Annotated in this window: 26 protein-coding genes and 2 tRNA genes; 21 read left to right on the top strand and 7 right to left on the bottom strand. The window is 61.2% G+C overall.

Features of this window, described 5'->3' with window-relative positions; translation table 11 throughout:
- Positions 1–11 precede the first annotated feature (11 nt).
- From folP to ACN9MY_RS13570, 5 genes are all read left to right on the top strand, one after another.
- A complete protein-coding gene (gene folP / locus ACN9MY_RS13550; RefSeq protein ID WP_426322983.1) occupies positions 12–782 on the top strand; it encodes a dihydropteroate synthase in 771 nt (256 codons plus the stop codon).
- A gap of 20 nt (positions 783–802) precedes the next feature.
- A complete protein-coding gene (glmM, locus tag ACN9MY_RS13555; RefSeq protein WP_426322985.1) occupies positions 803–2,155 on the top strand; it encodes a phosphoglucosamine mutase in 1,353 nt (450 codons plus the stop codon).
- 54 nt (positions 2,156–2,209) lie between these two features.
- A tRNA-Pro gene (locus tag ACN9MY_RS13560) sits at positions 2,210–2,286 on the top strand.
- A 77-nt stretch (positions 2,287–2,363) separates the two neighbouring features.
- Positions 2,364–2,440, top strand: a tRNA-Arg gene (locus ACN9MY_RS13565).
- 67 nt (positions 2,441–2,507) lie between these two features.
- Entirely contained in the window at positions 2,508–2,702 is a 195-nt protein-coding gene (locus ACN9MY_RS13570) for a hypothetical protein (RefSeq protein WP_426322987.1), read from the top strand.
- A 73-nt stretch (positions 2,703–2,775) separates the two neighbouring features.
- Here the strand turns inward: ACN9MY_RS13570 and ACN9MY_RS13575 are convergent, their stop codons facing one another.
- Together ACN9MY_RS13575 and ACN9MY_RS13580 are read right to left on the bottom strand one after the other, a co-directional pair.
- Positions 2,776–3,657, bottom strand: a complete 882-nt coding sequence (locus tag ACN9MY_RS13575) for a DUF7305 domain-containing protein (protein WP_426322989.1) — start codon at positions 3,655–3,657, stop codon at positions 2,776–2,778.
- 142 nt (positions 3,658–3,799) lie between these two features.
- The gene (locus tag ACN9MY_RS13580; protein WP_426322991.1) at positions 3,800–4,450 is read right to left on the bottom strand and encodes an SOS response-associated peptidase; all 651 of its coding nucleotides are present in this window, start codon (positions 4,448–4,450) and stop codon (positions 3,800–3,802) included.
- Between the two features lie 350 nt (positions 4,451–4,800).
- Between ACN9MY_RS13580 and ACN9MY_RS13585 the strand changes: the two genes are divergently transcribed.
- On the top strand, positions 4,801–5,433 hold the full coding sequence (locus ACN9MY_RS13585; RefSeq protein ID WP_426322993.1) for an NAD-dependent dehydratase: 633 nt from the start codon (positions 4,801–4,803) through the stop codon (positions 5,431–5,433).
- A 3-nt stretch (positions 5,434–5,436) separates the two neighbouring features.
- Here the strand turns inward: ACN9MY_RS13585 and ACN9MY_RS13590 are convergent, their stop codons facing one another.
- The 3 genes from ACN9MY_RS13590 to ACN9MY_RS13600 are packed head-to-tail and all read right to left on the bottom strand — an operon-like array spanning position 5,437 to position 8,568.
- Positions 5,437–5,907 carry a Dps family protein gene (locus tag ACN9MY_RS13590; RefSeq protein WP_130313738.1) on the bottom strand — a complete coding sequence of 157 codons (471 nt, stop codon included), beginning with the start codon at positions 5,905–5,907 and terminating at the stop codon, positions 5,437–5,439.
- A 34-nt stretch (positions 5,908–5,941) separates the two neighbouring features.
- Positions 5,942–7,957: a spermidine synthase gene (locus ACN9MY_RS13595; RefSeq protein ID WP_426337466.1), complete on the bottom strand. Its 2,016-nt coding sequence runs from the start codon at positions 7,955–7,957 to the stop codon at positions 5,942–5,944.
- A gap of 8 nt (positions 7,958–7,965) precedes the next feature.
- Positions 7,966–8,568: a LysE/ArgO family amino acid transporter gene (locus tag ACN9MY_RS13600; protein WP_426322999.1), complete on the bottom strand. Its 603-nt coding sequence runs from the start codon at positions 8,566–8,568 to the stop codon at positions 7,966–7,968.
- A 105-nt stretch (positions 8,569–8,673) separates the two neighbouring features.
- Here ACN9MY_RS13600 and ACN9MY_RS13605 point away from each other — a divergent pair, with 105 nt between their 5' ends.
- Positions 8,674–9,564: a LysR family transcriptional regulator ArgP gene (locus ACN9MY_RS13605; protein ID WP_426323001.1), complete on the top strand. Its 891-nt coding sequence runs from the start codon at positions 8,674–8,676 to the stop codon at positions 9,562–9,564.
- Between the two features lie 76 nt (positions 9,565–9,640).
- Here ACN9MY_RS13605 and ACN9MY_RS13610 read toward each other — a convergent pair whose 3' ends face one another.
- Positions 9,641–10,708 carry a type II asparaginase gene (locus ACN9MY_RS13610; RefSeq protein WP_426171372.1) on the bottom strand — a complete coding sequence of 356 codons (1,068 nt, stop codon included), beginning with the start codon at positions 10,706–10,708 and terminating at the stop codon, positions 9,641–9,643.
- Positions 10,709–10,830: 122 nt separating this feature from the next.
- Between ACN9MY_RS13610 and ACN9MY_RS13615 the strand changes: the two genes are divergently transcribed.
- The 10 genes from ACN9MY_RS13615 to ACN9MY_RS13660 all read left to right on the top strand — a co-directional run bounded on the left by ACN9MY_RS13615 (position 10,831) and on the right by ACN9MY_RS13660 (position 19,926).
- Complete coding sequence (locus tag ACN9MY_RS13615; protein WP_426323750.1) at positions 10,831–11,304, top strand: DUF3305 domain-containing protein; 474 nt, start codon at positions 10,831–10,833, stop codon at positions 11,302–11,304.
- A complete protein-coding gene (locus ACN9MY_RS13620) occupies positions 11,294–11,710 on the top strand; it encodes a DUF3306 domain-containing protein (protein ID WP_426337467.1) in 417 nt (138 codons plus the stop codon). Before ACN9MY_RS13615 ends, ACN9MY_RS13620 begins: the two co-directional genes overlap by 11 nt.
- Positions 11,685–13,790, top strand: a complete 2,106-nt coding sequence (locus ACN9MY_RS13625; protein WP_426337468.1) for a 4Fe-4S binding protein — start codon at positions 11,685–11,687, stop codon at positions 13,788–13,790. Before ACN9MY_RS13620 ends, ACN9MY_RS13625 begins: the two co-directional genes overlap by 26 nt.
- On the top strand, positions 13,787–14,347 hold the full coding sequence (locus tag ACN9MY_RS13630) for a TorD/DmsD family molecular chaperone (protein ID WP_426171380.1): 561 nt from the start codon (positions 13,787–13,789) through the stop codon (positions 14,345–14,347). Before ACN9MY_RS13625 ends, ACN9MY_RS13630 begins: the two co-directional genes overlap by 4 nt.
- A 68-nt stretch (positions 14,348–14,415) precedes the next feature.
- The gene (locus ACN9MY_RS13635; RefSeq protein WP_426171382.1) at positions 14,416–14,613 is read left to right on the top strand and encodes a hypothetical protein; all 198 of its coding nucleotides are present in this window, start codon (positions 14,416–14,418) and stop codon (positions 14,611–14,613) included.
- Positions 14,614–14,625: 12 nt separating this feature from the next.
- A complete protein-coding gene (locus tag ACN9MY_RS13640; protein ID WP_426337469.1) occupies positions 14,626–17,592 on the top strand; it encodes a formate dehydrogenase subunit alpha in 2,967 nt (988 codons plus the stop codon).
- Between the two features lie 10 nt (positions 17,593–17,602).
- Positions 17,603–18,205: a formate dehydrogenase FDH3 subunit beta gene (fdh3B, locus tag ACN9MY_RS13645; RefSeq protein WP_426171386.1), complete on the top strand. Its 603-nt coding sequence runs from the start codon at positions 17,603–17,605 to the stop codon at positions 18,203–18,205.
- Positions 18,202–18,423, top strand: coding sequence for a hypothetical protein (locus ACN9MY_RS13650; RefSeq protein ID WP_426171387.1), 222 nt, complete (start codon positions 18,202–18,204; stop codon positions 18,421–18,423). Before fdh3B ends, ACN9MY_RS13650 begins: the two co-directional genes overlap by 4 nt.
- Before the next feature lie 11 nt (positions 18,424–18,434).
- Positions 18,435–19,580 carry a formate dehydrogenase subunit gamma gene (locus ACN9MY_RS13655; RefSeq protein WP_426337470.1) on the top strand — a complete coding sequence of 382 codons (1,146 nt, stop codon included), beginning with the start codon at positions 18,435–18,437 and terminating at the stop codon, positions 19,578–19,580.
- Between the two features lie 13 nt (positions 19,581–19,593).
- The gene (locus tag ACN9MY_RS13660; protein WP_426323013.1) at positions 19,594–19,926 is read left to right on the top strand and encodes a hypothetical protein; all 333 of its coding nucleotides are present in this window, start codon (positions 19,594–19,596) and stop codon (positions 19,924–19,926) included.
- A 43-nt stretch (positions 19,927–19,969) separates the two neighbouring features.
- Here ACN9MY_RS13660 and ACN9MY_RS13665 read toward each other — a convergent pair whose 3' ends face one another.
- Entirely contained in the window at positions 19,970–20,521 is a 552-nt protein-coding gene (locus ACN9MY_RS13665; protein WP_426171391.1) for an FxDxF family PEP-CTERM protein, read from the bottom strand.
- A 477-nt stretch (positions 20,522–20,998) separates the two neighbouring features.
- Between ACN9MY_RS13665 and ACN9MY_RS13670 the strand changes: the two genes are divergently transcribed.
- From ACN9MY_RS13670 to ACN9MY_RS13685, 4 genes are all read left to right on the top strand, one after another.
- The gene (locus ACN9MY_RS13670) at positions 20,999–21,154 is read left to right on the top strand and encodes a hypothetical protein (RefSeq protein WP_426171393.1); all 156 of its coding nucleotides are present in this window, start codon (positions 20,999–21,001) and stop codon (positions 21,152–21,154) included.
- 162 nt (positions 21,155–21,316) lie between these two features.
- On the top strand, positions 21,317–21,673 hold the full coding sequence (locus tag ACN9MY_RS13675) for a LiaF transmembrane domain-containing protein (RefSeq protein ID WP_426171395.1): 357 nt from the start codon (positions 21,317–21,319) through the stop codon (positions 21,671–21,673).
- Entirely contained in the window at positions 21,673–22,431 is a 759-nt protein-coding gene (locus ACN9MY_RS13680; protein WP_426171397.1) for a LiaF transmembrane domain-containing protein, read from the top strand. Before ACN9MY_RS13675 ends, ACN9MY_RS13680 begins: the two co-directional genes overlap by 1 nt.
- Positions 22,431–23,492: a sensor histidine kinase gene (locus tag ACN9MY_RS13685; protein WP_426171399.1), complete on the top strand. Its 1,062-nt coding sequence runs from the start codon at positions 22,431–22,433 to the stop codon at positions 23,490–23,492. Before ACN9MY_RS13680 ends, ACN9MY_RS13685 begins: the two co-directional genes overlap by 1 nt.
- The last annotated feature ends 3 nt before the right edge of the window (positions 23,493–23,495 follow it).

The raw sequence follows: 23,495 nt of genomic DNA on the forward strand, positions 1-23,495 counted from the left end.
GCGCGCTGGTAATGGGCATCCTCAACGCTACTCCCGACTCCTTCAGCGACGGCGGCCAATTCGCCAGCCTGGACTATGCGATCACCCACGCCGAGCAAATGATCCGCGATGGCGTCGACATCATCGACATCGGTGGCGAAAGCAGCCGCCCCGGCGCACCAGCCGTTCCCCTGGATGAAGAACTGCGCCGTGTCATGCCCCTGATTTTTGCGCTGCGCGATTGCGGCAAGGCGATCAGTGTCGACACCTATAAACCGGAAGTCATGTGTGAAGCAGTACTGGCAGGGGTCGACATGATCAACGATATAAACGGTTTCCGCTCCCTAGGCGCAATCGAAGCCGTCAAGGATAGCGATTGTGCGTTGTGCATAATGCACATGATTGGTAATCCGACAACAATGCAATCCAACCCCGAGTACAATGATGTTGTGCGTGAAGTCACAGATTTCCTGGCTGAGCGCATTACTGCCCTGACCGGGGCAGGCATCGACAGGGAGCGCCTGTGGATCGACCCGGGCTTTGGGTTTGGCAAAACGGTAGAACATAATTACGCACTGCTGAAGGCCGGCAAACAGATGGTTGCCGAGCTCGGCGTACCGCTGCTGGCCGGCCTGTCGCGCAAATCGATGATCGGGGCGATCACGGGCAAGCCGGTCGAGCAGCGCCTGGCCGGCAGTATCGGCGGCGCGTTGGCAGCGGTCGCGCATGGCGCCCAGATCGTCAGGGTGCATGATGTAGCTGAGACCGTCGACGCACTTCGTGTGTGGCAGGCGGCGCATTAAGAAAAGGAAGAGAAGACAATATGGCACGCAAATATTTCGGTACTGATGGCGTACGCGGCCTCGTCGGCCAGGCGCCGATAACCCCCGATTTCGTCATGCGCCTGGGCTATGCCGCAGGCAAGGTGCTGGCCAAGACTGCCGCGACTGGCACGGCGCGCCCAGCCGTCCTGATCGGCAAGGACACCCGTATTTCCGGCTACATGCTGGAAGCTGCGCTGGAAGCAGGCTTTTCGGCTGCGGGCGTGGACGTCAAGCTGGCCGGTCCAATGCCGACCCCGGCAATTGCCTACCTGACGCGCGCGCTGCGTCTGCAAGCCGGCGTGGTGATCTCTGCGTCGCACAACCCGTTCCAGGACAACGGCATCAAATTCTTCTCCGACCAGGGCACCAAGCTGCCCGACGCAGTCGAGCTCGACATCGAAGCGATGCTGGAGCAGCCGATGGAATGCGTGTCGCCGGAAAAGCTGGGCCGCGCCCGCCGCCTGGATGACGCTCAGGGCCGCTACATCGAATTCTGCAAGAGTACCTTCCCGTACGAGCTGGACCTGCGCGGCCTGAAGGTCGTGGTCGACTGCGCCCACGGCGCCGCCTACAACATCGCCCCGCACGTATTCCACGAACTGGGTGCGGAAGTTGTCGCCATCGGCAACAAGCCTGACGGCCTGAACATCAACGACGGTGTCGGCGCCACGGCCCCGAAAGCCATGGCTGCCGCCGTGCTCGAGCACAAAGCCGACCTCGGCATCGCGCTGGACGGCGATGCTGACCGCCTGATCATGTGCGACGCAAGCGGCCGCCTGTACAACGGCGATGAGCTGCTGTATGTCATGGTGATGGATCGCGTGGCCAATGGCGGCGTAGCTGGTGCCGTTGGCACCTTGATGACCAATATGGCCGTCGAGGTGGCGCTGAAACAGAAGGGCATCGGCTTCGCGCGCGCCAAGGTTGGCGACCGCTACGTGCTGGAAGTGATGCAGGAAAAGGGCTGGATCCTGGGCGGCGAGGGCAGTGGCCACCTGCTGGCGCTGGACAAGCACAGCACCGGCGACGGCATCATCTCCGCGCTGCAAGTGCTGTCCGCGCTGAAGCGCAATGGCAAGACCCTGGCCGAAATCGCCGGCGAAGTCACGCTGTTCCCGCAAACCCTGATCAACGTGCGCGTGCCGGCCGGTTTCGACTGGCAGAAGAACGCAGCCATGGTCGCGGAAAAAGAGAAGGTGGAAGCCGAGCTGGGCGACACCGGCCGCGTGCTGATCCGTGCTTCCGGTACCGAGCCGCTGATCCGTGTGATGGTTGAAGCACGCGACGCCGACAAGGCCCAGAGCATGGCGCGCCGCATCGCGGACAAGGTTGAAACGGCCCTGGCGGCATAAAGTTGCCGCCGCGACATTGACGGATGATGCCTCGCCGGGGTATTATTCGTTTATCGGAGTGTAGCGCAGCCCGGTAGCGCACCTGCTTTGGGAGCAGGGGGTCCAAGGTTCGAATCCTTGTACTCCGACCAGGAAATTCTCGAGCGGGTTGTCTTCGGACAACCCGCTTTTCATTTGCGGCATGGCTTTTTTTGCTTCGCCCGCGACTCTGCCCTTAGCTCAGTTGGATAGAGCATCGGCCTTCTAAGCCGAGGGTCGCAGGTTCGATTCCTGCAGGGCAGGCCAATCTCAGCTTCGTTTCCAACTTGGAATTTTGGTATCCTCGCCCGATCGATAGATCATTGGCCAGAATTTGAACAAGTTGCGCTTTTTCGCCGCCTGTGCCGGCGCCGTTATTGTTTTCCAACCCATGCTGGCCAAGGCAACACCGCCACCAAGGCAGCCGGAGTGCATAGTCCCGCCTGCAGCAGCCCAGCCGATTTCAGCTGGCTATCGCTACAGTACGTCGCTGGTGGATGCGATGTTCAAGCGCTACCTGCAGGATTAGCCGAATTGTGCCGAGCTCCGCTTGGTCCTTGGCGAACCCAGTGGGCTGATCGGAAGCGAATTGAATGGGGAACTCAGCCGACGTTACGGCGGCGCAGGAGCGCCAGTGAAGCCAGGCCAATTGCCAGCAAGGGCAGTGAGCCTGGAACCGGCACTTTCGAGTTTTCCTCCGGCATGGCGGTCACGATGGTATCCAGGTCCAGCTGAATGTTCTTGCCTGCCATGAAGATGCCGCCCAGCTTGTTGCCCTGGTTGAAGTGCATATTGCTGTTGGCGCCGGAAGCGAACAGGGTGCCGAACCATTCACCCCAGGCGCCCTGCGTCCAGTTGCCAGTCGTTTCAGTGTAGATGTCGTTGGCGGTACCGTTCAGCATTTCGAAGTCGAAATTCGAGCCGATGTTCACGTGGTTTTTGATGAACAGCTTGATGGCGCCACCGGACAAGTCGAAGATGAACGCGCTCTCGGCACCGACAGTCAAGGAATCAAAGTAATACGTGCCTGCAGTCAGCTTCAGGGTGGAGTCGTACTCAAGGTTGACGTTGCCGTACTGGCCGCCCGCCAACACGGCCGTTGCGCCGGATTTGAGGCCGTATGCGTTTCCGCCCGACTTGAAATCGGTTGCAGGCGGCAAGGTATTCAGCGTTGGCGAATTCATCTTGCCGGACACGTTGCCAGTCACATTGGCTTGATATTTCACTTCCACCTGGTTGCCGGCGGTGGCATTGCCTTTGATTTGCGAGTTCTGCTCAAGGGTGATGTTCCTGCCAGCTGCAACGTTGCCGGTTACCTGGGAGCCATACTTTACGGTGACGTTGCCTTTGGCGCCCACATCGCCAGTCACTTTGCTGCCTTGTTCCAGGGTGACGTTGTTGCCAGCGAAAAGGGTGAGTGGGGTGGCGTTAGCGAAAGCCGGGACCGTGAGAATGGCTGCGAGAGCGAGGAACTTTGGTTTCATGGATGGCATCTGAAATTTGCTTTTGGAAATTTTTAATAATCATAAGCAATTTTTAGGCCATGCATTTGTAAATCATTGATTTGTAGAGAAATGGCGTGGGTCAGGCATTCAGAAAGAATGCCGACTGTAAAGTTTCTCGACATTAAAAATCCAACAAAGATTGCTGTTTCTCTAATGTTGGCTTTTTCTTGGCAGCCGGGCGCGGATCTTCCCATGCCTGCATTAGTTCGTGCGGGTAGGGGCTGAGGAAGGCGCGGGCAACTTCAGGATCGCGGCAGGAGAGCCAGTCGCGGTAGGCTTCCGGTGGCACCACCACCAGGGTGCGCTTTTCGTCATCCGGCTTGTGGAAGCGGTTCAGTAAAGGGTGCTCATCGGCATTGATGGTCAGTTGCGTGAATGCGTGGCTAATGCTCCCGTCGGCTTCTTCCCAGCTGCGCCACATGCCGGCAACGGCAAAGGGCCTCTGGTCCGCCATGCTGATCTGCCAACGCACCGCCTTGCCGGACTCGTAATTTGGCTCGTAAAAACCGGTCATTGGAACCAGGCAAAGCTGGCTTGCACGCCAGTACTTGCTGTAGGAGCGCAGTTGGCCGATGGTTTCGCTGCGGGCGTTCATGGTGATCAGCGATGGCATTGCGGCCGGAGCATGCCGACGCGGCACAAAGCCGAAAGACGCGACCAGGCATTCCGGCTGGCCGTCGAGGCCAAGACGGATGATGGGGGCGTCGTAGTCCTTCCAGGTTTCATCGGGCCATTCCATGCCGGCGAGCGTGGAGAGGTCGAGATCCATCATCTCCTGCAGGAGGTCGCGTGAAGTCGGGCGGTAATTAGTGCACATCGGCCTATGCTAACCGGAACGGGCTTGCTAAACTACTGTATATGCATACAGTTACACGAAAGCCGCTGACAGCCGCGCAACTTCGCGAAATCTGGCTTCGAAACCAGAATGAAGACATGCTCGCCGTGCTGTGGGAAGTCAAGCGCTTGCGTGGGCTGGTAGTGCGAGCGAGCCATCTGCATTGGACATTTCGCGATGAACTGAAGGACGAGCCGTGCTTGGAAGAGGATCGTCCGTTTGCCACGGAGAGGGAACTGCGGCGGCGGGCTAATGCAATCCGGAATGCGGACTGATAAGATCCCTGCATGAAAAAACTGCTCCTGGTGGGATCAACCGGCCTTGTCGGCCGTGAAGTGTTGAAGCTGGCGCTCGGCTCGCCGGAGGTTGGCCAGGTTGTCGCGCCTACGCGCCGCAGGCTGGAGCCGCATGCCAAACTGGTGGCGCCGATCGTGGACTTCGACCGGCTTCCGGCGCTGGAGCCCTGGTGGCAGGCCGATGCCGTGATCTGCACCCTGGGCACGACCATCAAGGTCGCGGGCTCGCAGGATGCCTTCCGCCAGGTGGACTACAATTATCCGATGGCGGTGGCGCGATTGGCGCGCCAGCATGGCACGCCAACGTTTGTGCTGAATTCAGCACTGGGTGCGGACGCGGGATCGAGCGTTTTCTATAACCGCGTAAAGGGCGAGGCAGAGCATGGCGTGCGCTCGCTTGGCTTTGAAACGCTGGTGATTGCGCGGCCCGGTTTGATTGGTGGCATGAGGGAAGAATTCCGCCTCGGCGAAAAAATCCTGGTGCCGATCCTGTCGGCGCTTGGGCCGGTGCTGCCGCGCGCATGGCGCATCAACCCGGCCGGGAATATTGCCCGCGCCATGTTCGACGCGGCAATGCACCCGCAACCGGGTGAGCACATCATTACTTCGGACAGGATGGCCTGAGGCTCATTCTTCCAGCAGGCTGCGCAGCATCCACGCAGTTTTTTCATGCACGTCCAGGCGCTGGGTCAGCAGGTCGGCGGTCGGCTGGTCGTTGGCTTCGTCGACCACTGGCAGCAGCGAACGGGCTGTGCGGGCGGTTGCTTCCTGGGCGGTGACCAGGTGGCGCACCATGTCCATCGCCTTCGGCACGCCGGCCACTTCCTTGACGGTGCTTAGCTTGCCGAATTCGGCATAGGTGCCCGGCGCTGGATAGCCCAGCGCGCGGATGCGTTCTGCGATCAGGTCCAGCGCGGTCCACTGTTCGGTGTACTGCGTCATGAACATCTGGTGCAGGGAATTGAACATCGGGCCCTTGACGTTCCAGTGGAAGTTGTGGGTCATCAGGTAGAGCGAGTAGCTGTCGGCCAAGAGGCGGGACAGGCCATCGGCAATGCGTGCGCGGCTGTCGTCGGACAAGCCAATATCAATCTTCATTGCGTGTTCCTTTCGGTCAGTATTTGCCTGACGATTATTTCATGATTTCAAGCAGGCTGCTGTAATCGTCCGTCCATGGCCGCACATCCGGGGCGGGCGGCAGTTCGTGCAGGCCGGCGTATTGCAACAGCTTCTCGCGCTGGCCTATCAGCACCCAGGTGGCGGCGGTCGTGCCGCGCACGGAATCGGATTTGTTCTGTGACAGGAAGGCCGTGCGGTGGAAGGTATCCGCGGCACGCCTCACAACGGGCGCCATGTCCAGGTAGCGGTTAGAGATATGAATGGCCAGCACTCCGTCCCGCTTCAGGTGGCGGAAGTAGATATTGAAGGCTTCCGTGGTCAACAGGTGTACCGGTACCGAGTCGCCCGAAAAAGCATCTACTGCCAGCACATCGAACTGCTGCGGCGCTTCGGCGCCCAGTACCAGGCGCGCATCGCCGAGGGCGATGTCTTTCCTGGCGGGGCAGTCGCGCAGGAAGCTGAAATAGCTTTCGGCGAAGTCGAGCACCAACGGATTGATTTCGTAGAAGCGGTACACATCGCCAGGCCGGCAATAGGCGGCCATGGTGCCGGCTCCAAGGCCGATCACGCCCACGTGTTGGGCGGCGCCATCGCGGCTGGCTGCGATGGCAATGCCGGCGCCGCTGTTGTTGCCGTAATAGCTTGTTGGCCAGCGCCGTTTCTGCGCTTCGAGAAACTGGCGTCCATGCACGATGGTGCCGTGGGTGAGCTGGCGGACCTGGCTTGGACCGGGTTCCGTATCCTTGATCTTGACCGTCCCATAGAAATTGCGGGCCTTGATGGTCGGTATCGCCGGCCAGATCGCGTTGGCGCCCCACAAGACGCCGACCAGGGTGGTGAAAAACACTGCCGCCTTGACGCGCGCGCCGCGCTTCATCGGCTCAGCGGGGCGGTGGTGGCATGCGGCTCCGACGATGCAAACGGCGGCAATGCAGGAAAGGGTCAGTTCGTAGTCGTCGTTGAACATGCGCGGCGCGAGCAGGCCGGTGAAGATGCCGCCGATTGCACCGCCAGTTGCGATCACCAGGTAGTAGCCGGTTAGCTGCGCGGGTTGCGGCTTGAGGCGCGCCAGCTCGCCGTGGCATGCCATGCAGAAGGTGAAAATGCTGGTGCTGAAGAGCAGGGTAGGCCACACAATCCCGCGTGGCATCAGGCTGGGGAACGTGGTGCAGGCAATTAGCAGTGGTGTCAGTAGTGCCATCAAGGGCAGGAACAGCCAGCGCCTGTACCAGCGCGCGCTTTCAAAGCAGAGGATGAACGTCAGGAGATAGATCACCAGCGGCAGTACCCAAAGCATCGGCACCGGAGCGATATTGGCAGTCAGGTGGCTGGTGGCTGCCATCAGGACCACCGTAGGCACGGCGGCCAGGCCACACCACAACAGGCTGTCGCGCAAGGTCGGCTTGCCCGCTATCCCATCTTCGCGCAGGGTATGGGGCACTGCGCTGCGGCCGCGCCCACTCAAGGCGAGGGCGGCGCAAAACAGGGCAAACAAGCCAAAGCCCGCCGACCAGAAAATGGACATTTCCTTGACGGTAAAGCGTGGCTCGAACAGCAACGGGTAGCTCAGCAAGCCAAGCAGCGAAGCGAAGTTCGATAGTGCAAACAGCCGGTAAGGCACGCTGCCCGGGCGTTCCTGGGCGAACCAGTGCTGGACCAATGGTCCCGTGGTCGAAAGCAGGAAATATGGCAGGCCGATTGTTGCTGCCAGCAGGCCAAGCAGCAGGAAAGCCGGGTCGCTGCCGGTCGACGGCTTCCAGCTATCGCTCGGCATGATGGGAAGCGTGAGCGCTGCGGCCAGCAGCAAGCCTGCATGCAACCAGGCTTGCCGGTGCGGCGGCAGGTAGCGGCTGGTGAGGTGCGAGTAAAGGTAGCCCAGCAGCAGCGTGAACTGGAAGAACAGCATGCAAATCGTCCACGCAGCCGCGGATCCTCCGAACCATGGCAGGACCATTTTGCCGATAATGGGCTGCACCTGGAACAGCAGGAAAGCGCTGAGGACAATCGTTCCGGCGTAGAGAATGAGCATGCAAAATATTAACGCATGACGAGCCCCGCGGCGATGGTGAGCATGACCGCACCTGTCAGTCCTTCAATGCACTTCCAGGCCAGCGGGCGGCCGAACACACCGGCCAGGCGCGTGGCGCCCCAGCCCAGTGCCGTGAACCACAGCAGGGAAGCTGTCATGGCGCCGGCCGAAAAGCCCACGCGCTGGCCGTCCGGATAGCTGCCGCCGACGGACCCCAGCAGCACGACCGTATCGAGATAGACGTGCGGGTTCAGCAGCGAAAGCGCGACGACGCTGGCCAGCGCCTGCCGGGCGCCCGGTGCCGGCGCGCTGGCGTCGACAGCCAGCGATTTCGGCGTCAACATCGAACGCCAGCTGCGCAGGCCATACCACAGCAGGAAGGCTGCGCCGCCCCAGCGCGCGGCCGCCAGCAAGAATGGAGAATCCTGGATCATTGCCCCGGCGCCAGCGACACCCAGCGCGATCAGTATCACGTCAATCACGATGCAAGCTGCCACCGTCAACGCCACGTGCTGGCGCTTGATGCCCATGCGCAGCACGTGGGCATTCTGGGCGCCAATTGCCATGATCAGGCTCGCTCCGAGCCCCAAACCGTTCACATAACTCTGCATTTTTAACTCCTGTTGTGGAGCCGGAATTTTGCCGCCGCTAGCCACGCAAATGAAGCTGAATTAAGATGTTTCAGTGTTCATTAATTTTGCTAAAGGAGTGGTGCAATGATTCCGGACGCGCGACAGGGCGAAGCTTTGCTGGCTGTGATCGATTCCGGCAGCTTCGAGCAAGCTGCCGCGGCCCTGCATTTGACGCCGTCGGCGGTGTCGCAGCGGGTCAGCGGGCTGGAGTCGGCAGTTGGCGCTCCACTGCTGATCCGCAGCCGCCCGATCCGCCTGACCAGCGCCGGGCAGCGCCTGGTGCAATACCTGCGCCGCAGCCGTTTGATGGAGCAGGAATTCCTGGCCGAATTAAAAGCCGATGAGGCCATGCCGCCGCGCATTCCGGTTGCGGTGAATAATGACACGCTCGGCACCTGGTTCCTGCCGGAATTGAGCGCTTTCCTGAATCGCGAAAACATCCTGCTGGAGATAATCCTGGACGATCAGGATCACACTTATTCGCTTTTTGAAAAGGGCTTGGTGCTGGCAGGGGTTTCCAGCGAGCCCCAACCAATGCGTGGTTGCCGCTCGCAGCACCTGGGTTTCATGCGTTATCGATTATTGGCGCAACCGGAATTCGTGAAGCGCTGGTTTCCGGAGGGGTTTACCCGAGAAGCAGCGCGTAAAGCGCCGGTCATGTTTTTCGATCGTAAAGATTCGCTGCAGGCGATATTCATCGAGCGTGAACTAGGGCTGCCGCTTGGGGCATACCCGGTCCATTACGTTCCTTCCAGCGACCCTTTCGTTGAATCCATCCGGCTGGGAATGGGCTATGGCATGCTGCCGCGCCAGCAATATAAAGATCTTCTGGAATCGGGAGAGCTGGTGGATTTGGTTCCAGGCAAATGTCTCGACATCCAGCTGTATTGGCATTCATGGCGCATTCAGTCGCCGAAGCTGGAGATGCTCACTGAACAGGTGCTTGCCGCCGCTGGGCGGGCACTGGATCGTTAGACTCGAAGTTGGTGCGAACGCGCCAATTGCTGGCGCGCGGCGGGCGTAAAAAAGCCCGCACTCGGCGGGCTATCGATTAATACGTGTAGAACATGCGCTGCAGTTCTTTGGTATTGCTGGTTTTGGTCATACCCAGCATCAGCAGGATGCGGGCCTTTTGCGGGCTCAGGGTATCGGAAACCACGAAGTCCAGTTCGTCGTCATTTGCTTCGCCATTACGAGCCAGGATGCCATTGCCAACGCGGCTGGCGCGAACAATAACAGTGCCGTTCTTGCGCGCTGCAATCAGTTCCGGTTTTACTTTGGCGGCCAGGCTGCCATCGCCAACGCCTGCGTGGACAATGCCTTTGGCCCCTGCGGCGATAAAGGCGTTCAGCGCAACCGCATTCATATTCGCATAGCCGTACACGATATCGACTTGCGGCAGGACGCTCAGGTTCGAAATATCAAATTCGGTGTCGACGGTATTTTTGCGAGTCGAGGTGCGATAGAAGAATGCCTTTGGACCTTGCACATAACCGAGCATGCCCAATTCCGGGGTCTTGAAAGAGTCCGGGGTGGAGGTATTGGTTTTCGTTACTTCGCGCGCGGCATGGATTTGATCGCCCAGGGCCACCATGACGCCTTTGCCAATTGCATCCTGGCTACCGGCAATCAATACCGCGTTGTACAGATTGATCGGGCCGTCTGCCGACAGCGCGGTACCCGGGCGCATGGCGCCAACCAGCACAACCGGCTTGCGCGACTTGACCACCAGGTTCAGGAAGTAGGCGGTCTCTTCCATGGTATCGGTGCCGTGGGTGATGACGATGCCATCCACGTTCGGTTGCGCCAGCAGCGTGTTGACGCGCTTGCCCAGGGTGAGCCAGTGCTCGTTGGTCATGCTTTCGGAAGCAATCTGGAACACTTGTTCGCCGGTCACGTTTGCAATCTTGGACAGTTCCGGTACCGCGTTTATCAATTGTTGGACGCCGACAGTCGCGGCAGTGTAGCCGACCGTTGTGGTGGAAGTGGCGCCCGAGCCGGCAATGGTGCCGCCGGTGGCAAGAATCGTGACGTTCGGCAGCTTCTCCGCGTGAACGCTGAAGGCAAGCAAGAAGGCAAACAGGGCAAAAATGAACTGCTTGGCTGTGTTACGTTGCATAAGTTCTCCTGTACTTAGTTTTAAGAATGTTGCGCATGTTACTAGATTTGGTGCAGTATGGCTGTAATTCCTAAGCAAGGACAATGCCAGTGGAAACAGACGAACTCAGTCTCGCTGTCGTTATGCAGCGCAAACCATTGAAGAGCACTTGGCAGCCATTCCAGTGGCTGCCCGCTGAGGTGGTGTTGTCTCCCTTGCCCGGTGGTGCTGCGCGCTGCCTGCGCGACGATCCTTCCGAGACGCTGTGGCTTTATCCGGGCATGTCGATGCGCCTGTATTCCGACGAGGCGGAAGGCTACTTCCTTAACCTGGATTCCGGCTCGCCGTGCTGGTTCATCATGTGGCGGCTGGAAGGCGAGGTCGGCGTGCCCCAGTGCGTGACCTTGTCGTATAACGAGGCTGCGCGCCTGATGGATGGGGGCGAGCAGGTCGATACGCTGCCTTTGCCGCCTTCGATGGTGGAACGGCTTGGCGCGTTCGTGGCGGAGTATTACCGGCCGGAGCCGAAAGGCAAGCGGCGCAGGCCGTCGTTCGAAGGCGGCGCCGCCGTTCAGCAAATGGCGCGCGAGGAGGGGGAGGGACGCCGTGGCCGCTGAAACCTTCTTCGCACGCTGGTCGCGCGTCAAGACCGAAGCCCAGGAGCAAACGGTGCGCGAAGCGGCCGCCATCGTGTCAGGCGCCGAGGAGCAGCCCGCCGAGGCGCCCGCCGCACCGGTACCGGCTCCAACGCTTGAGCAGGTGGAGAGCCTGACCCCGGAGTCCGACTTCACGCCATTTATCGCGCGCGGCGTCGACGAAACGGTGCGCCGGGCAGCGCTGAAAAAACTCTTCGCCGACCCTCGTTTCAATGTGATGGACGGCCTGGACACCTACGTTGACGACTACAACAAGTTCGAACCACTGACGCCCTTGATGGTGGCAGCCCTCAACCACGCCAAGAACCTGATTGCGCGCGAATTCGCGGCGGAAGAAGACGATGAGCCAAAAGACGAGGATCTGTAACTGCAACAACACCATGCCGCTGGACGGTGCTGCCATCGGCAGTGCTTTGGGCGAAGCGCCACTGCCGATGGCCAGCCAGCTTTGCCGCCGCGAAGTCAACGACTACTTGCAAACGCTGGAGGGCGGCGAGCGCATCGTCATCGGCTGCACGCAGGAGGAGCCGCTGTTCCGCGAGCTGGCCGAAATGAAGTCCAGCGTGGCGCCGCTGCGTTTCGTAAACCTGCGCGAGACCGGCGGCTGGAGCGACGAGGCGCGCCACACCACGCCCAAGATGGCGGCCTTGCTGGCTGCTGCCCGCCTGCCGGACCCCGAACCGGTGCCCGAGGTCGAATACCAGTCCGAAGGCCGCGTCCTGCTGCTTGGTCCGGCGCGCCGTGTGCTGGCATGGGCGCGCAAGCTGGAGCGCCAGCTTCAGGTGAGCGTACTGCTCACCGATGGCGACGATGCGGCAATCGCAGGCCACTCCTGGCCCACCTTCAGTGGCAGCGCGCCCCGCGTGCAAGGCTGGCTTGGCGCATTCAAGGCCAGCTGGCAACAATCCAACCCGATCGACCTGGAGTTGTGCACGCGCTGCAATGCCTGCGTCAAAGCGTGCCCGGAAGGCGCCATCAGCATGGCATACCAGGTTGACCTGGACGCTTGCCGTTCGCATCGCGAGTGCGTCGCAGCGTGCGGTGCGGTTGCCGCTATCGACTTCGATCGCGCCGACAGGGATCGCGGCGGTGAGTTCGACCTGGTGTTCGATTTGGGAGATGCGCCGCTGCTGCGCATGCACCAGCTGCCGCAGGGTTATTTCGCACCCGGTGCCGACGAAGCGGCAACGGCCCTGGCAGCTATGCAGATGCTGGAGCTGGTCGGCACGTTCAGCAAGCCGCGTTTCTTCCAGTATAAGGAGAATATTTGTGCGCATAGCCGCAGCAGGCAACCGGGATGCAATGCCTGTATCGATATCTGCTCGGCGGAGGCGATATCGAGCGCAGGCGATCATATCAAGGTGTCGCCGCAGTTATGTGCGGGCTGCGGGGCTTGCACGACCGTGTGCCCTTCCGGCGCCCTGACGTACGCCTGGCCGCGCGCTCCTGACTTTGGCGAACAGATTCGGGCGATGCTGGCTACTTATGCGCGCGCCGGCGGCGCGCGGCCCGTGCTGCTCGTGCATGGCGACGAGGAGGGCGGTGCGCTCGTACATGAACTGGGGCAGCTTGCGGCTGCTGGCGCTGCGCGCGGCGTGCCGGCGCGCGTGCTGCCTTTGCCTGTCCATCACGTGGCTTCGGTCGGGATGGATTTGTGGCTTGCCGGGGTTGCGTATGGCGCGGTTGGGGTGGCCGTGTTGGCCACTGGCTGCGAGGCGCCGCAATACCTGGATGCGATCGCGGAACAAATGACGTTTGCTCAGGCGATCCTCGATGGCCTGGGCTACAGCGACATCCAGCTCCACCTGCTGCGCGCACGCGACGCCGCTGAACTTGACTGCGAACTGCAACGTTTCGCCGCCAGCGCTGGCGGCGTGGCGGGGCGGGGGGCGATGCTGCCGGCAGCCACTTTCCACGTTGCGGCGTCCAAGCGCGAGACTCTGGACTTCGCGATCACGCACCTGGCAAGGCATGCCCCAACTCCGCAAGACTGCATAGCCCTCCCACGAGGCGCACCGTTCGGGGCGATCGACATCGACACAGGCAAATGCACGCTCTGCATGGCTTGTGTTGGCGCCTGCCCGGAGTCTGCGCTATCCGATAATCCAACATTGCCGCAATTGCGTTTCACCGAGTCGAACTGCGTGCAATGCGGCTTGTGTGTGCGGACCTGCCCGGAGCGGGCGTTAAGCCTGCAGCCGCGCCTCGCGCTGGGCGCAGCAGCGAAGCAGGCGCGCGTTATCAACGAGGCTCAACCCTACCACTGCATCAAGTGTCAAAAGCCGTTCGGTACCTTGCAAATGGTGGAGAATATGGTCAGTAAGCTCGCGGGCCACGGAGCCTTCAGCGGCAATCTCGACCGCCTGCGCATGTGCCCCGACTGCCGCGTTATCGACATGATGCAGCCGGAGAAAGAAGTTTCCATCTTTGAGGTGAAACGCCAATGACCGAAGACGAAGAATATGCGCGTTCCGAACTGTACGGTGTGTTGTCCATGCTGTTCTACGGCCCGCCATCCCAGGCGGTGCTGGACTTGATCGAAGGCGCAGCCATCGAAGGCGACGGGGTGCTGGCCGACGCCTGGCGCGGCCTGCAAACGGCCAGCAGCAAGACCGATGCCGAGCGCGCGCGCGAAGAGTATGAAACGTTGTTCATCGGCGTCGGCAAGCCCGAGATCATGCTGTACGGGTCCTACTACCTGTCCGGTTTCCTGATGGAGAAGCCATTGGCCGCGCTGCGTGAAGACCTGGCGCGCCTGGGCCTGGAGCGCTCCGAGCACCTGTCCGAAAGCGAGGATCATTTCGCTGCCCTATGCGATGCAATGCGCCTGCTGCATGGCAGCATTGCAACACAGAAGGAATTTTTTAGCGCTCACATCCGGCCGTGGGCGCACCAGCTTTTTGACGCTATCGATGCGCATCCCGGGGCGGCTTACTATCGTGCAGTCGCAGGGCTGGCACGCAGCTTCGTCGAGGTGGAAAGCCAGGCGTTCGATATGGACTAGGCATTAGTGCATTGTTAAAACATTTGTGCTAGTGTTAAAAGAGAAACTGTTGTTGGTTATGGGAGACCATGATGTCAACGCAATCCAAGCCTGGAAGACGATCCTTTTTCGCTGGCATGGGGGCCGTGGCCGCCGCCGGCATCGCGGCAAAAATTGCCAGCAGTCCGCCTGACACGACGCCGCCTGCGGAACCGGAACCACCGCCGGGTTCCGGCTACCGCCTCACAGAACATATCCAGAAGTACTACCGCACCACCAAGATCTGAGTGGAGGGCAACATGACGCTCCTTACACGTAAAGGGCCTGCCGGCCCTCGCGCGTCTGGCCGTTTCGCATCCAGCCTGGAAGGCAGCCTGGCGCGGGCCTTGCCAACGATGGACCGGCGCGCGTTCCTGAAACGCTCCGGCATCGGCGTCGGCGTCGGGTTGGCCGCATCGCAGCTTTCGCTGATGCGCAAGGCGCAGGCAAAAGATCCTGCCGCTGTTGATAGCGGTAGCAAGCAGGTTGTGCGGCGCACGGTCTGCAGCCACTGCTCGGTGGGCTGCGCGGTCGATGCGGTGGTGGAGAACGGCATCTGGATTCGGCAGGAGCCAGTGTTCGACTCGCCGATCAACCTGGGTGCGCATTGCGCCAAGGGCGCCGCGTTGCGCGAACATGGCCACGGCGAGTACCGCCTGAAATATCCGATGAAGCTGGTCAACGGCAAATACCAGCGCATCAGCTGGGACCAGGCCTTGCAGGAAATCTCAGCCAAGCTTCTGGACATGAAAAAGAAGGATGGCCCGGATTCCGTATTCTTCGTCGGCTCGTCGAAACACAATAACGAGCAGTCAGCTTTGCTGCGCAAATTCGTCTCCTTCTTTGGCACCAATAACTGTGACCACCAGGCGCGCATCTGCCACTCGACTACCGTGGCAGGCGTCGCGAATACCTGGGGCTACGGCGCCATGACCAACAGCTACAACGACATGCAGAACGCCAGGGCGGCCATGTATATCGGCTCCAACGCGGCGGAAGCGCACCCGGTGTCGATGCTGCACATGCTGCACTCGAAGGAAAACGGCTGCAAGATGATCGTGGTCGACCCGCGCTACACGCGCACGGCGGCCAAGTCGGACCAGTACATCCGCATCCGTTCCGGCTCCGACATTCCCTTCCTGTACGGGATGCTGTGGCATATCTTCAAGAACGGCTGGGAAGACAAGGAATACATTGCCGCCCGCGTCTACGGCATGGACAAGGTGCGCGAAGAAGTGGCCAAGTGGACGCCGGACAAGGTGGAAGAAGCCTGCGGCGTACCGGAAGCCCAGGTGTTGCAGGCAGCGGAGACGATGGCAAAGAATCGTCCTTCCACCGTGGTCTGGTGCATGGGCCAGACCCAGCACTCGATCGGCAACGCGATCGTGCGCGCTTCCTGCATCCTCCAGCTCGCGTTGGGGAATGTCGGCAAGAGCGGCGGCGGGACCAATATCTTCCGTGGCCACGATAACGTGCAAGGTGCGACAGATGTCGGCCCGAATCCCGATTCGCTGCCCGCGTACTACGGCCTCGCCGCAGGCGCATGGAAGCACTGGTGCGCCGTCTGGGGCGTGGATTACGAATGGGTCAAGAGCCAGTTCGCCTCGCAGGCCATGATGGAAAAGTCCGGAACGACGGTATCGCGCTGGGTCGACGCGGTCCTCGAGAAAAACGAGCTGATCGACCAGGACAGCAATGTGAAGGCGGTCTTCTTCTGGGGCCACGCGCCAAACTCGCAAACGCGCGGGCTGGAAATGAAGAAGGCGATGGACAAGCTGGAAATGCTGGTAGTGATCGATCCGTATCCGTCCGCGACGGCTGCCATGGCCGCGATGAAAGTGGAAGGACAGGAGGTCAACCCGAACCGCGCCGTCTACCTGCTACCGGCGGCCACGCAGTTTGAAACCTCCGGCTCCGTCACTGCATCCAACCGTTCGGTGCAGTGGCGCGAAAAGGTGATCGAACCGCTGTTCGAATCGCGCACCGACCACATGATCATGTACCAGCTGGCCGAAAAGCTCGGCTTTGGCAAGCAACTGGTGGCGAAGCTGAAGCTTGTGCCGGGCAAGGGCAATATGATGGAGCCCGAGCCGGAATCGATGCTGCGGGAGATCAACCGCGGCAGCTGGACCATAGGCTACACCGGCCAGTCGCCGGAACGCCTGAAGGCGCACATGCGCAATATGCACATGTTCGACGTGAAGACCTTGCGCTGCAAAGGCGGCAAGGATGCGGAGACAGGGTACGACCTGACGGGCGACTATTTCGGCCTGCCATGGCCGTGCTACGGCACGCCGGAACTCAAGCATCCTGGTTCGGCCAACCTGTATGACAACAGCCAGCATGTGATGGATGGCGGCGGCAACTTCCGCGCCAATTTCGGCGTGGAGCGCGACGGCGTCAACCTGCTGGCGGAGGATGGCTCGTTCTCCAAGGGAGCCGACATTACGACCGGCTATCCCGAATTCGACCACGTGCTGATGAAAAAACTGGGCTGGTGGGACGAGCTGACCGATGCCGAAAAGCTGGCGGCGGAGGGGAAAAACTGGAAGACTGACCTGTCCGGCGGCATCCAGCGCGTATGCCTGAAGGTGCATGGCGTGCACCCCTTCGGCAATGCCAAGGCGCGTGCCGTGGTGTGGAACTTCCCCGATCCGGTGCCGCTGCATCGCGAACCGCTGTTCGGCACCCGGCCGGACCTGGTCGCCAAGTATCCGACCCACGACGACAAGAAAGCCTTCTGGCGTATGCCGACGCTGTACAAGACCGTGCAGCAGAAGGCGGTCGACGATGGCCTGGCGAAGAGATTCCCGATCATCCTGACCTCCGGGCGGCTGGTGGAATACGAAGGCGGCGGGGAGGAAACACGTTCCAATCCCTGGCTGGCCGAACTGCAGCAGGAGAACTTTGTCGAAATCAATCCGAAGGCTGCGTCGGACCGCGGCATTCGCAATGGCGACTACGTGATCGTGTCGACGCCGACTGGTGCGCGCATCAAGGTGCGGGCGCTGGTGACGCAGCGCGTGGGCGTGGACACGGCCTTCATTCCCTTCCATTTCTCGGGCTGGTGGCAGGGCAAGGACATGCTGGAATACTACCCGGAAGGCGCAGCGCCGATCGTGCGCGGGGAGGCGGTCAACACGGCCACCACCTACGGCTACGACTCGGTCACCATGATGCAGGAGACCAAGACGACGATCTGCAATATCGAACGCTTCGCGGGCTGAGGAGATTGCCATGGCACGGATGAAATTCATTTGCGACACGGAGCGCTGCATCGAATGCAACGCCTGTGCGACGGCGTGCAAGAACGAGCACGAGGTGCCCTGGGGCGTAAATCGGCGCCGGGTAGTGACCATCAACGACGGCATCATCGGGCAGGAAAAGTCGGTATCGGTGGCGTGCATGCATTGCTCGGACGCGCCTTGCATGGCGGTGTGCCCGGTCGATTGCTTCTACCGTACCGAGGAAGGCGTGGTCCTGCATAACAAGGATGCCTGCATCGGCTGCGGCTACTGCTCCTATGCCTGCCCGTTCGGGGCGCCGCAGTTCCCCTCCAACGGGACCTTCGGCCTGCGCGGCAAGATGGACAAGTGCACCTTCTGCGCGGGCGGCCCGGAGGAGAACGGCTCGCAAGCGGAATTCGAGAAGTACGGCCGCAACAGGCTGGCCGAGGGTAAGCTGCCGGCCTGCGCGGAGATGTGTTCGACCAAGGCGCTGCTGGGCGGCGATGGCGACGTGGTGGCGGACATCTTCCGTACCCGCGTTGTCACGCGCGGCAAGGGCAGCGAGGTCTGGGGCTGGGGCACGGCTTACGGCAAACCGGAGGCGAAACCATGAAGCTCTATCTGGTAGCGCTGCTGGCGCTGGCGGCCTGCGGCGAGGTCTCGCAGTCGAAGCAGGGCAGTGCGGTGAATCGCGGTGACGATCCGGCATACAAGGGCGCCAGCACGGCGCAGGTGGCCAAGGGATGGACGCCGGGCGAAAAGGCGTCCTGGGACAAGCAGGTGCGCGAACGCGGGCAGCTGCAGAATGAGTATGTGAAGACCAACCGGTAGGGAGGTTTGCCATGAAACGATGGTTGGCAATGCTGGCCGTGGCACTCGCCGCCGGCACGTCCCTCGCGGCGGATGCCCCCGCGATTCGCCAGCAGGGCGCCGCCGCAAATGCAGCCAGCGCCCCCAACGCGGCGCCGCGCGTCGAATCGCTGGACATCCTCAAGCAGGACCCGGCCGAACGCACGCGCGACCAGCCTGGCAACAACGCGCCGGTGTGGCGCAAGGTAGTGGCCGGCGAAGCGCATTACAGCAGCCTGCCTTATCCCGAATCCGGCGTACTGATCCAACCCAAGGCCCAGCTCCCCGGCCAGCCCGTGGCAACGACGGCCGGCGAGGCCTGGCGCCGCTTCCGCAATGGGCCGATGATCAGCATTGGCGGCTGGCTGATTTTGGGTGTGCTCGCCGCGATCGCCGTGATGTACTTCGCCAAAGGCCCGATCAAGGTGCATGCGCCGCCAACCGGCCGCAAGATCCAGCGCTTTACGCCAACCGAGCGCTTCGTGCACTGGACCACCGCCATCACCTTCGTCGTGCTGGCTGTCTCCGGCCTGTGCATGATGTTCGGGAAATTCGTGCTGATGCCCATCATCGGCCACAGCCTGTTCGGCTACCTGACCTACGCCCTGAAAACCATCCACAACTTCGTCGGCCCGCTATTCACGGTCGCGATCATCGTCACCTTCATCCTGTTCGTGAAGGACAATTTCCCTATCGTGGCGGACCTCAAATGGCTGGCCCGGCTGGGCGGCATGTTCGGACAAGGGCATGCTCCCGCCGGACGCTTCAACGCCGGCGAAAAGCTCTGGTTCTGGGGCGGCGTCACCTTGCTCGGCCTGGCTGCCAGCGGCTCCGGCTTCGTGCTCGACAAACTAGTGCCCAACCTCGAATACACGCGCTTCATGATGCAGGGCGCAAACCTGCTGCACATCACAGCCACGGTGCTGATGATGGGCTTGGCGCTCGGCCATATTTACCTGGGCACCGTCGGGATGGAAGGGGCATACAAAGCCATGCGCGAGGGCTATGTGGACGATGCGTGGGCGCGCGAACACCACGACATCTGGTACCAGGAAGTAGTGGACGGCAAGGTGCCGCGCGTACGCGCCCCCGAACACGACGGCGAAGCGGTGCCGCCGCCTGCCCCCAAGACCATCTGAGGAGGAACCAGCCATGAACAAGCCCATATACGCACTGGTCCTGCTGGCCGCCTGCACTGCCGTGCAAGCCAAGCTCGCCGCGCCCACTGAAGAGCAGAAGGCCGCCGCTGCTGCGGCCAAGGACAAGCAAGCCTGGACCGACAAGGTAGCCGCCTTCAAGCTTTGCCAGGCGCAGGATCGCGTTGCTGCCTATTATTTCAAAACCAAAGGCAGCGGCGGCAAGCCAACGGCAGCGTTGCCCGCATGCGTCGATCCCGGGCCATATGTGGCACAGGTGGCGGCCACCAGGGAAGTTGGCGTCGCCGATTCGAAACCGGTGCCAGAAGCCGGGAAGAAGAAGCAATGAAAAACCCGCCGCAGCGGGTTTCCACGGGGGGAGTGGTTGCGGCTTAGCCCAGCTTGTCGTTGGACTTGCGACGGGAAGCCAGGCCCAGCAGGCCAACGCCTACCAGCAGCATCGCATAGGTAGCAGGTTCCGGAATTGGAGCTGCCAGGCCCAGGTTACCGGCATAGGAACCGCCCAGACCTGCGATGGCGGTGCTGCCAGTGACCGTGAAGCCATAATTGCCCGACATCAGGGCATCGATCGGGAAGAACTCGATACCGGACGAAGTGTCGAAGGTCGTTGCCAGGGCGGTTTGGCTGCTGTCGGCTTCCACTTTGAAGAACTGGATACCCGTGATGCCATAGTTTGCCAGGCGGGAACCATCGATCCAGGTCTTGCCGACCACCACGTTACCGCTGGCATACGTGGCGTTGGTGTCGACTGAGAACAGATAGGTGTCGATATAGTCCCCGGCTGTTGCGTGCAGTGCGCCAAAGATGGCATTGCCCGCAGCATCAAAGGTCAACGTTGTCTGTGCCATGGCGCCCGAGCTGGCAAACAGCCCGGCCGATAGCATCAGTGTTCCGGCTACCTTGCTAAGAAACGCTTTCTTCATGTTAATACCCCTTGAGATAGTGTTGTTGTGAAGGTGAAGCGGTTTGTCAGCGCGCAAGAGATTGCCTGGTTATATCGTCAGTGGCCTGCTGAAAACATAACCTTTCCTGCTTGCCAACGACGATCAATATAGCCCACCCCCTCCGCCAATTAGTTCATTAGTGAAGTGTGTATGTTTTCAAGCGCACAGAGCTCGACGACGTTCGCGGGGCACGGGAAAAGCGCCGTAAAACGTCAAGGGAAAAATTTTTGCGTGCTCGAGGCCGCATGACTTGCAAACCACATTTCGTAGGCCGATTCCGACAGCAACAAGAGCCGAACTGACGGGGGAATTGTGAGCAAACGCACCGTGTGCTAGCGGGGCGGGAAATAAGATGGAAGCGTGATCGAAGCGCCCAGCGCTCATCTACCAGACATCCTGGCCGGTTCCTTCCATAGCAAGGCACCCCGGCCCACAAACAGAATACGGAGGCCTATCATGACCCAGACCAACCACCCATCCAAGTACGTGGTAAGGGAGTACCTCGAACGCCGTTCTCAAGCCGTCAAGCCACCTCCATCGCCAGAGGAGATTCGCCGCCAGCTGGGCTGGGGCTTGATGCTGTTCGAGCCGAAGATGGAAACAGGGCGCTAGACCCCCGTACTGCCATATGACCCGCCGGCTGGCGGGTTTTTTTTCGCCGTTCGCTGAAATTTTCGCCATTCACCGAGCCGCCGCCGCCGTTCGCCGAAAAGCCGTTTCGCCGCCATTCGCTCCCCGGTATCGTTCATCCATCCAATCAACGGGGAGCAAGAAATGAGCAAAGAAATGCAATCGCGCAGCCAGCTGCTTTGGGGCCTGATCGTGATCGCCGTCGGCGTGCTGTTCCTGACCGATATCGACATTCCGCCAATTGGCCAGCTGTGGCGTTACTGGCCTTTCCTGGCCATGGCTTTCGGCGCCGTCAAACTGATCCCGCCGACCACGCCGAAGCATGTGGTGGATGGCCTGTGCCATATCGCCTTCGCCGGCTGGTTCTACATGTCGTTCGAGCATATCTGGGGCCTGACTTTCCACAACAGCTGGCCCATCCTGGTCATCATTGCAGGAATCTGCCTGCTGGTGCAGCCAGTTGTGATTAAATACAGCGCCAATAAAGAGGAGAACCAATAATGCGCAACCGCAGCCATCGCGAACGTAATACCGCATCCCAGATGCTGATTGGCGCCGCCGTCATCCTGGCCGGCTTCCTGTTCCTGATCGATAACCTGGGCTGGATCGACCTCGACATGCGGGTGCACTTCTGGCCCTTCATCCTGATGGTGGTCGGCGCCTCGACCCTGGCGCAAGCGCCGCGGCGCGGCAGCGGGGCAGCAGTGGCAGGGATCTTCATGATCGGCTTCGGCGCGCTGTCGCTGCTGAAAGGCCTCGGCCTGATCTACATCAGCTGGAAGGTCATCTTCCCGATCGGAATTATCGGCCTGGGCCTGATGATGGTGTTCCGTGCCAGCAAGCGCCGCAGGCAGCCGGACAGTGAAAGCTCTGTCGCCAGCGGCTTTGCCGACGATACGTCGCTGTTCGGCGTGTCGGAAGGCGAAACCAGTGAGCGCGTACTGGAATTGACGGCCGTTCTCGGCGGGTTCCAGCGCAAGGTGACCACCCAGGACTTCCGTGGCGGCGACCTGACCAGCATCATGGGCGGCATCGACCTCGATATGCGCACTGCGTCGCTGAACGGCGTTGCCGTACTCAATGTGTTCGCCTTGATGGGGGGCATCTCGATCAAGGTGCCGGCCGACTGGACGGTGGAGCTGGAAGGCACGCCGATCCTGGGCGGCTTTGAGGAAAAGACCATGGAGCCGAAGGACAACAGCAAGCGCCTGGTCATCCGCGGCACCGTGATCATGGGCGGCCTGGAAATCCGCAACTGATGCCGCGCGTGTTGACCAGTCGCAGCGGCGTGCTGCTGTACCTGACGGTATGGCTGCTGCTGGGGATCGGACTAGGCGGGGCTGTGGCCCAACTGGGCGACGAACCATGGCTGCGCGCCATGTTGTTTGCGGTGCCGGTGACCCTGCTGTTTTCGGTTGGCGCCGGGTTTTCGGCCTACTACATGTGCAAGGCCAATCCGTTGCGCGAGCGCAGCCCGTCGGTGATCCTGGTGTCGATGCTGACCGCAGCCGTCTGGGCCGGCTTCCTGTGGGTGTTCCTGATGCGCCTCTGGAACGTTGGGGCGGAATCGTTCGGCGCCGAAGGCATTGCGATCCGGCCCCAGTTGACGGCCTTGCTGTTTTCGCTCGGTGTCCTGATGTACGGCCTGCTGGCGAGCCTGAATTACCTGGTCAGCGAGTTTGTCCGGGCCCGCCAGGCTGAGCAGCGCGAACTGGAATCAAAGCTGCTGGCGCGCGATGCGGAATTGCGCATGCTGCGCACCCAGATCGACCCGCACTTCCTGTTCAACAGCCTGAACTCGATCAGCGCGTTGACCTCGATCGACGCCAAGCGGGCCCGCGACATGACGCAGCGACTGTCGGACTTCTTCCGCCAGAGCCTGGGGATTGAGGCGCAGGGCAAGATCACGCTGGAAGAGGAGGTGCGCCTGATCGGCCACTTCCTGGCGATCGAAAAAGTGCGCTTCGGCGCGCGTCTTGGCGTGCAGCAGGAAGTGGATGAAGCCGCGCTGCCATGCCTGCTGCCGCCGATGATCCTGCAGCCGCTGGTGGAAAACGCGGTCAAGCACGGCATCGGCGGCATGCCGGAAGGCGGCACAGTGCGCATCGACGCCCGCCGCGAAGGCTCGCTGTTGAAGGTTGAAGTCGAAAACGATACTGACCCGGACACGCCGCCCCGCAAGGGCAATGGCATTGGCCTGGTCAACGTGCGGGAGCGGTTGGCGGCGGCCTATGGCCACCAGGCCAGCCTGCACTGCAGGCACGAAAACAATAAATACCGGGTAGCCCTGACGCTGCCCGCCGAGACGAAGGAGTCCTGAACC

This window comes from Pseudoduganella sp. R-31, assembly GCF_049913235.1.
Lineage (GTDB): Bacteria > Pseudomonadota > Gammaproteobacteria > Burkholderiales > Burkholderiaceae_D > Rugamonas.

Coding starts and splice junctions, on each gene's coding strand:
- folP (WP_426322983.1), top strand. CDS start 12: ATGGGCATCCTCAACGCTACTCCCGACTCCTTCAGCGACGGCGGCCAA.
- glmM (WP_426322985.1), top strand. CDS start 803: ATGGCACGCAAATATTTCGGTACTGATGGCGTACGCGGCCTCGTCGGC.
- ACN9MY_RS13575 (WP_426322989.1), bottom strand. CDS start 3,657: ATGAAACCAAAGTTCCTCGCTCTCGCAGCCATTCTCACGGTCCCGGCT.
- ACN9MY_RS13580 (WP_426322991.1), bottom strand. CDS start 4,450: ATGATGGATCTCGACCTCTCCACGCTCGCCGGCATGGAATGGCCCGAT.
- ACN9MY_RS13585 (WP_426322993.1), top strand. CDS start 4,801: ATGAAAAAACTGCTCCTGGTGGGATCAACCGGCCTTGTCGGCCGTGAA.
- ACN9MY_RS13590 (WP_130313738.1), bottom strand. CDS start 5,907: ATGAAGATTGATATTGGCTTGTCCGACGACAGCCGCGCACGCATTGCC.
- ACN9MY_RS13595 (WP_426337466.1), bottom strand. CDS start 7,957: ATGCTCATTCTCTACGCCGGAACGATTGTCCTCAGCGCTTTCCTGCTG.
- ACN9MY_RS13600 (WP_426322999.1), bottom strand. CDS start 8,568: ATGCAGAGTTATGTGAACGGTTTGGGGCTCGGAGCGAGCCTGATCATG.
- ACN9MY_RS13605 (WP_426323001.1), top strand. CDS start 8,674: ATGATTCCGGACGCGCGACAGGGCGAAGCTTTGCTGGCTGTGATCGAT.
- ACN9MY_RS13610 (WP_426171372.1), bottom strand. CDS start 10,708: ATGCAACGTAACACAGCCAAGCAGTTCATTTTTGCCCTGTTTGCCTTC.
- ACN9MY_RS13615 (WP_426323750.1), top strand. CDS start 10,831: ATGCAGCGCAAACCATTGAAGAGCACTTGGCAGCCATTCCAGTGGCTG.
- ACN9MY_RS13625 (WP_426337468.1), top strand. CDS start 11,685: ATGAGCCAAAAGACGAGGATCTGTAACTGCAACAACACCATGCCGCTG.
- ACN9MY_RS13630 (WP_426171380.1), top strand. CDS start 13,787: ATGACCGAAGACGAAGAATATGCGCGTTCCGAACTGTACGGTGTGTTG.
- ACN9MY_RS13635 (WP_426171382.1), top strand. CDS start 14,416: ATGATGTCAACGCAATCCAAGCCTGGAAGACGATCCTTTTTCGCTGGC.
- ACN9MY_RS13640 (WP_426337469.1), top strand. CDS start 14,626: ATGACGCTCCTTACACGTAAAGGGCCTGCCGGCCCTCGCGCGTCTGGC.
- fdh3B (WP_426171386.1), top strand. CDS start 17,603: ATGGCACGGATGAAATTCATTTGCGACACGGAGCGCTGCATCGAATGC.
- ACN9MY_RS13650 (WP_426171387.1), top strand. CDS start 18,202: ATGAAGCTCTATCTGGTAGCGCTGCTGGCGCTGGCGGCCTGCGGCGAG.
- ACN9MY_RS13655 (WP_426337470.1), top strand. CDS start 18,435: ATGAAACGATGGTTGGCAATGCTGGCCGTGGCACTCGCCGCCGGCACG.
- ACN9MY_RS13660 (WP_426323013.1), top strand. CDS start 19,594: ATGAACAAGCCCATATACGCACTGGTCCTGCTGGCCGCCTGCACTGCC.
- ACN9MY_RS13665 (WP_426171391.1), bottom strand. CDS start 20,521: ATGAAGAAAGCGTTTCTTAGCAAGGTAGCCGGAACACTGATGCTATCG.
- ACN9MY_RS13670 (WP_426171393.1), top strand. CDS start 20,999: ATGACCCAGACCAACCACCCATCCAAGTACGTGGTAAGGGAGTACCTC.
- ACN9MY_RS13675 (WP_426171395.1), top strand. CDS start 21,317: ATGAGCAAAGAAATGCAATCGCGCAGCCAGCTGCTTTGGGGCCTGATC.
- ACN9MY_RS13680 (WP_426171397.1), top strand. CDS start 21,673: ATGCGCAACCGCAGCCATCGCGAACGTAATACCGCATCCCAGATGCTG.
- ACN9MY_RS13685 (WP_426171399.1), top strand. CDS start 22,431: ATGCCGCGCGTGTTGACCAGTCGCAGCGGCGTGCTGCTGTACCTGACG.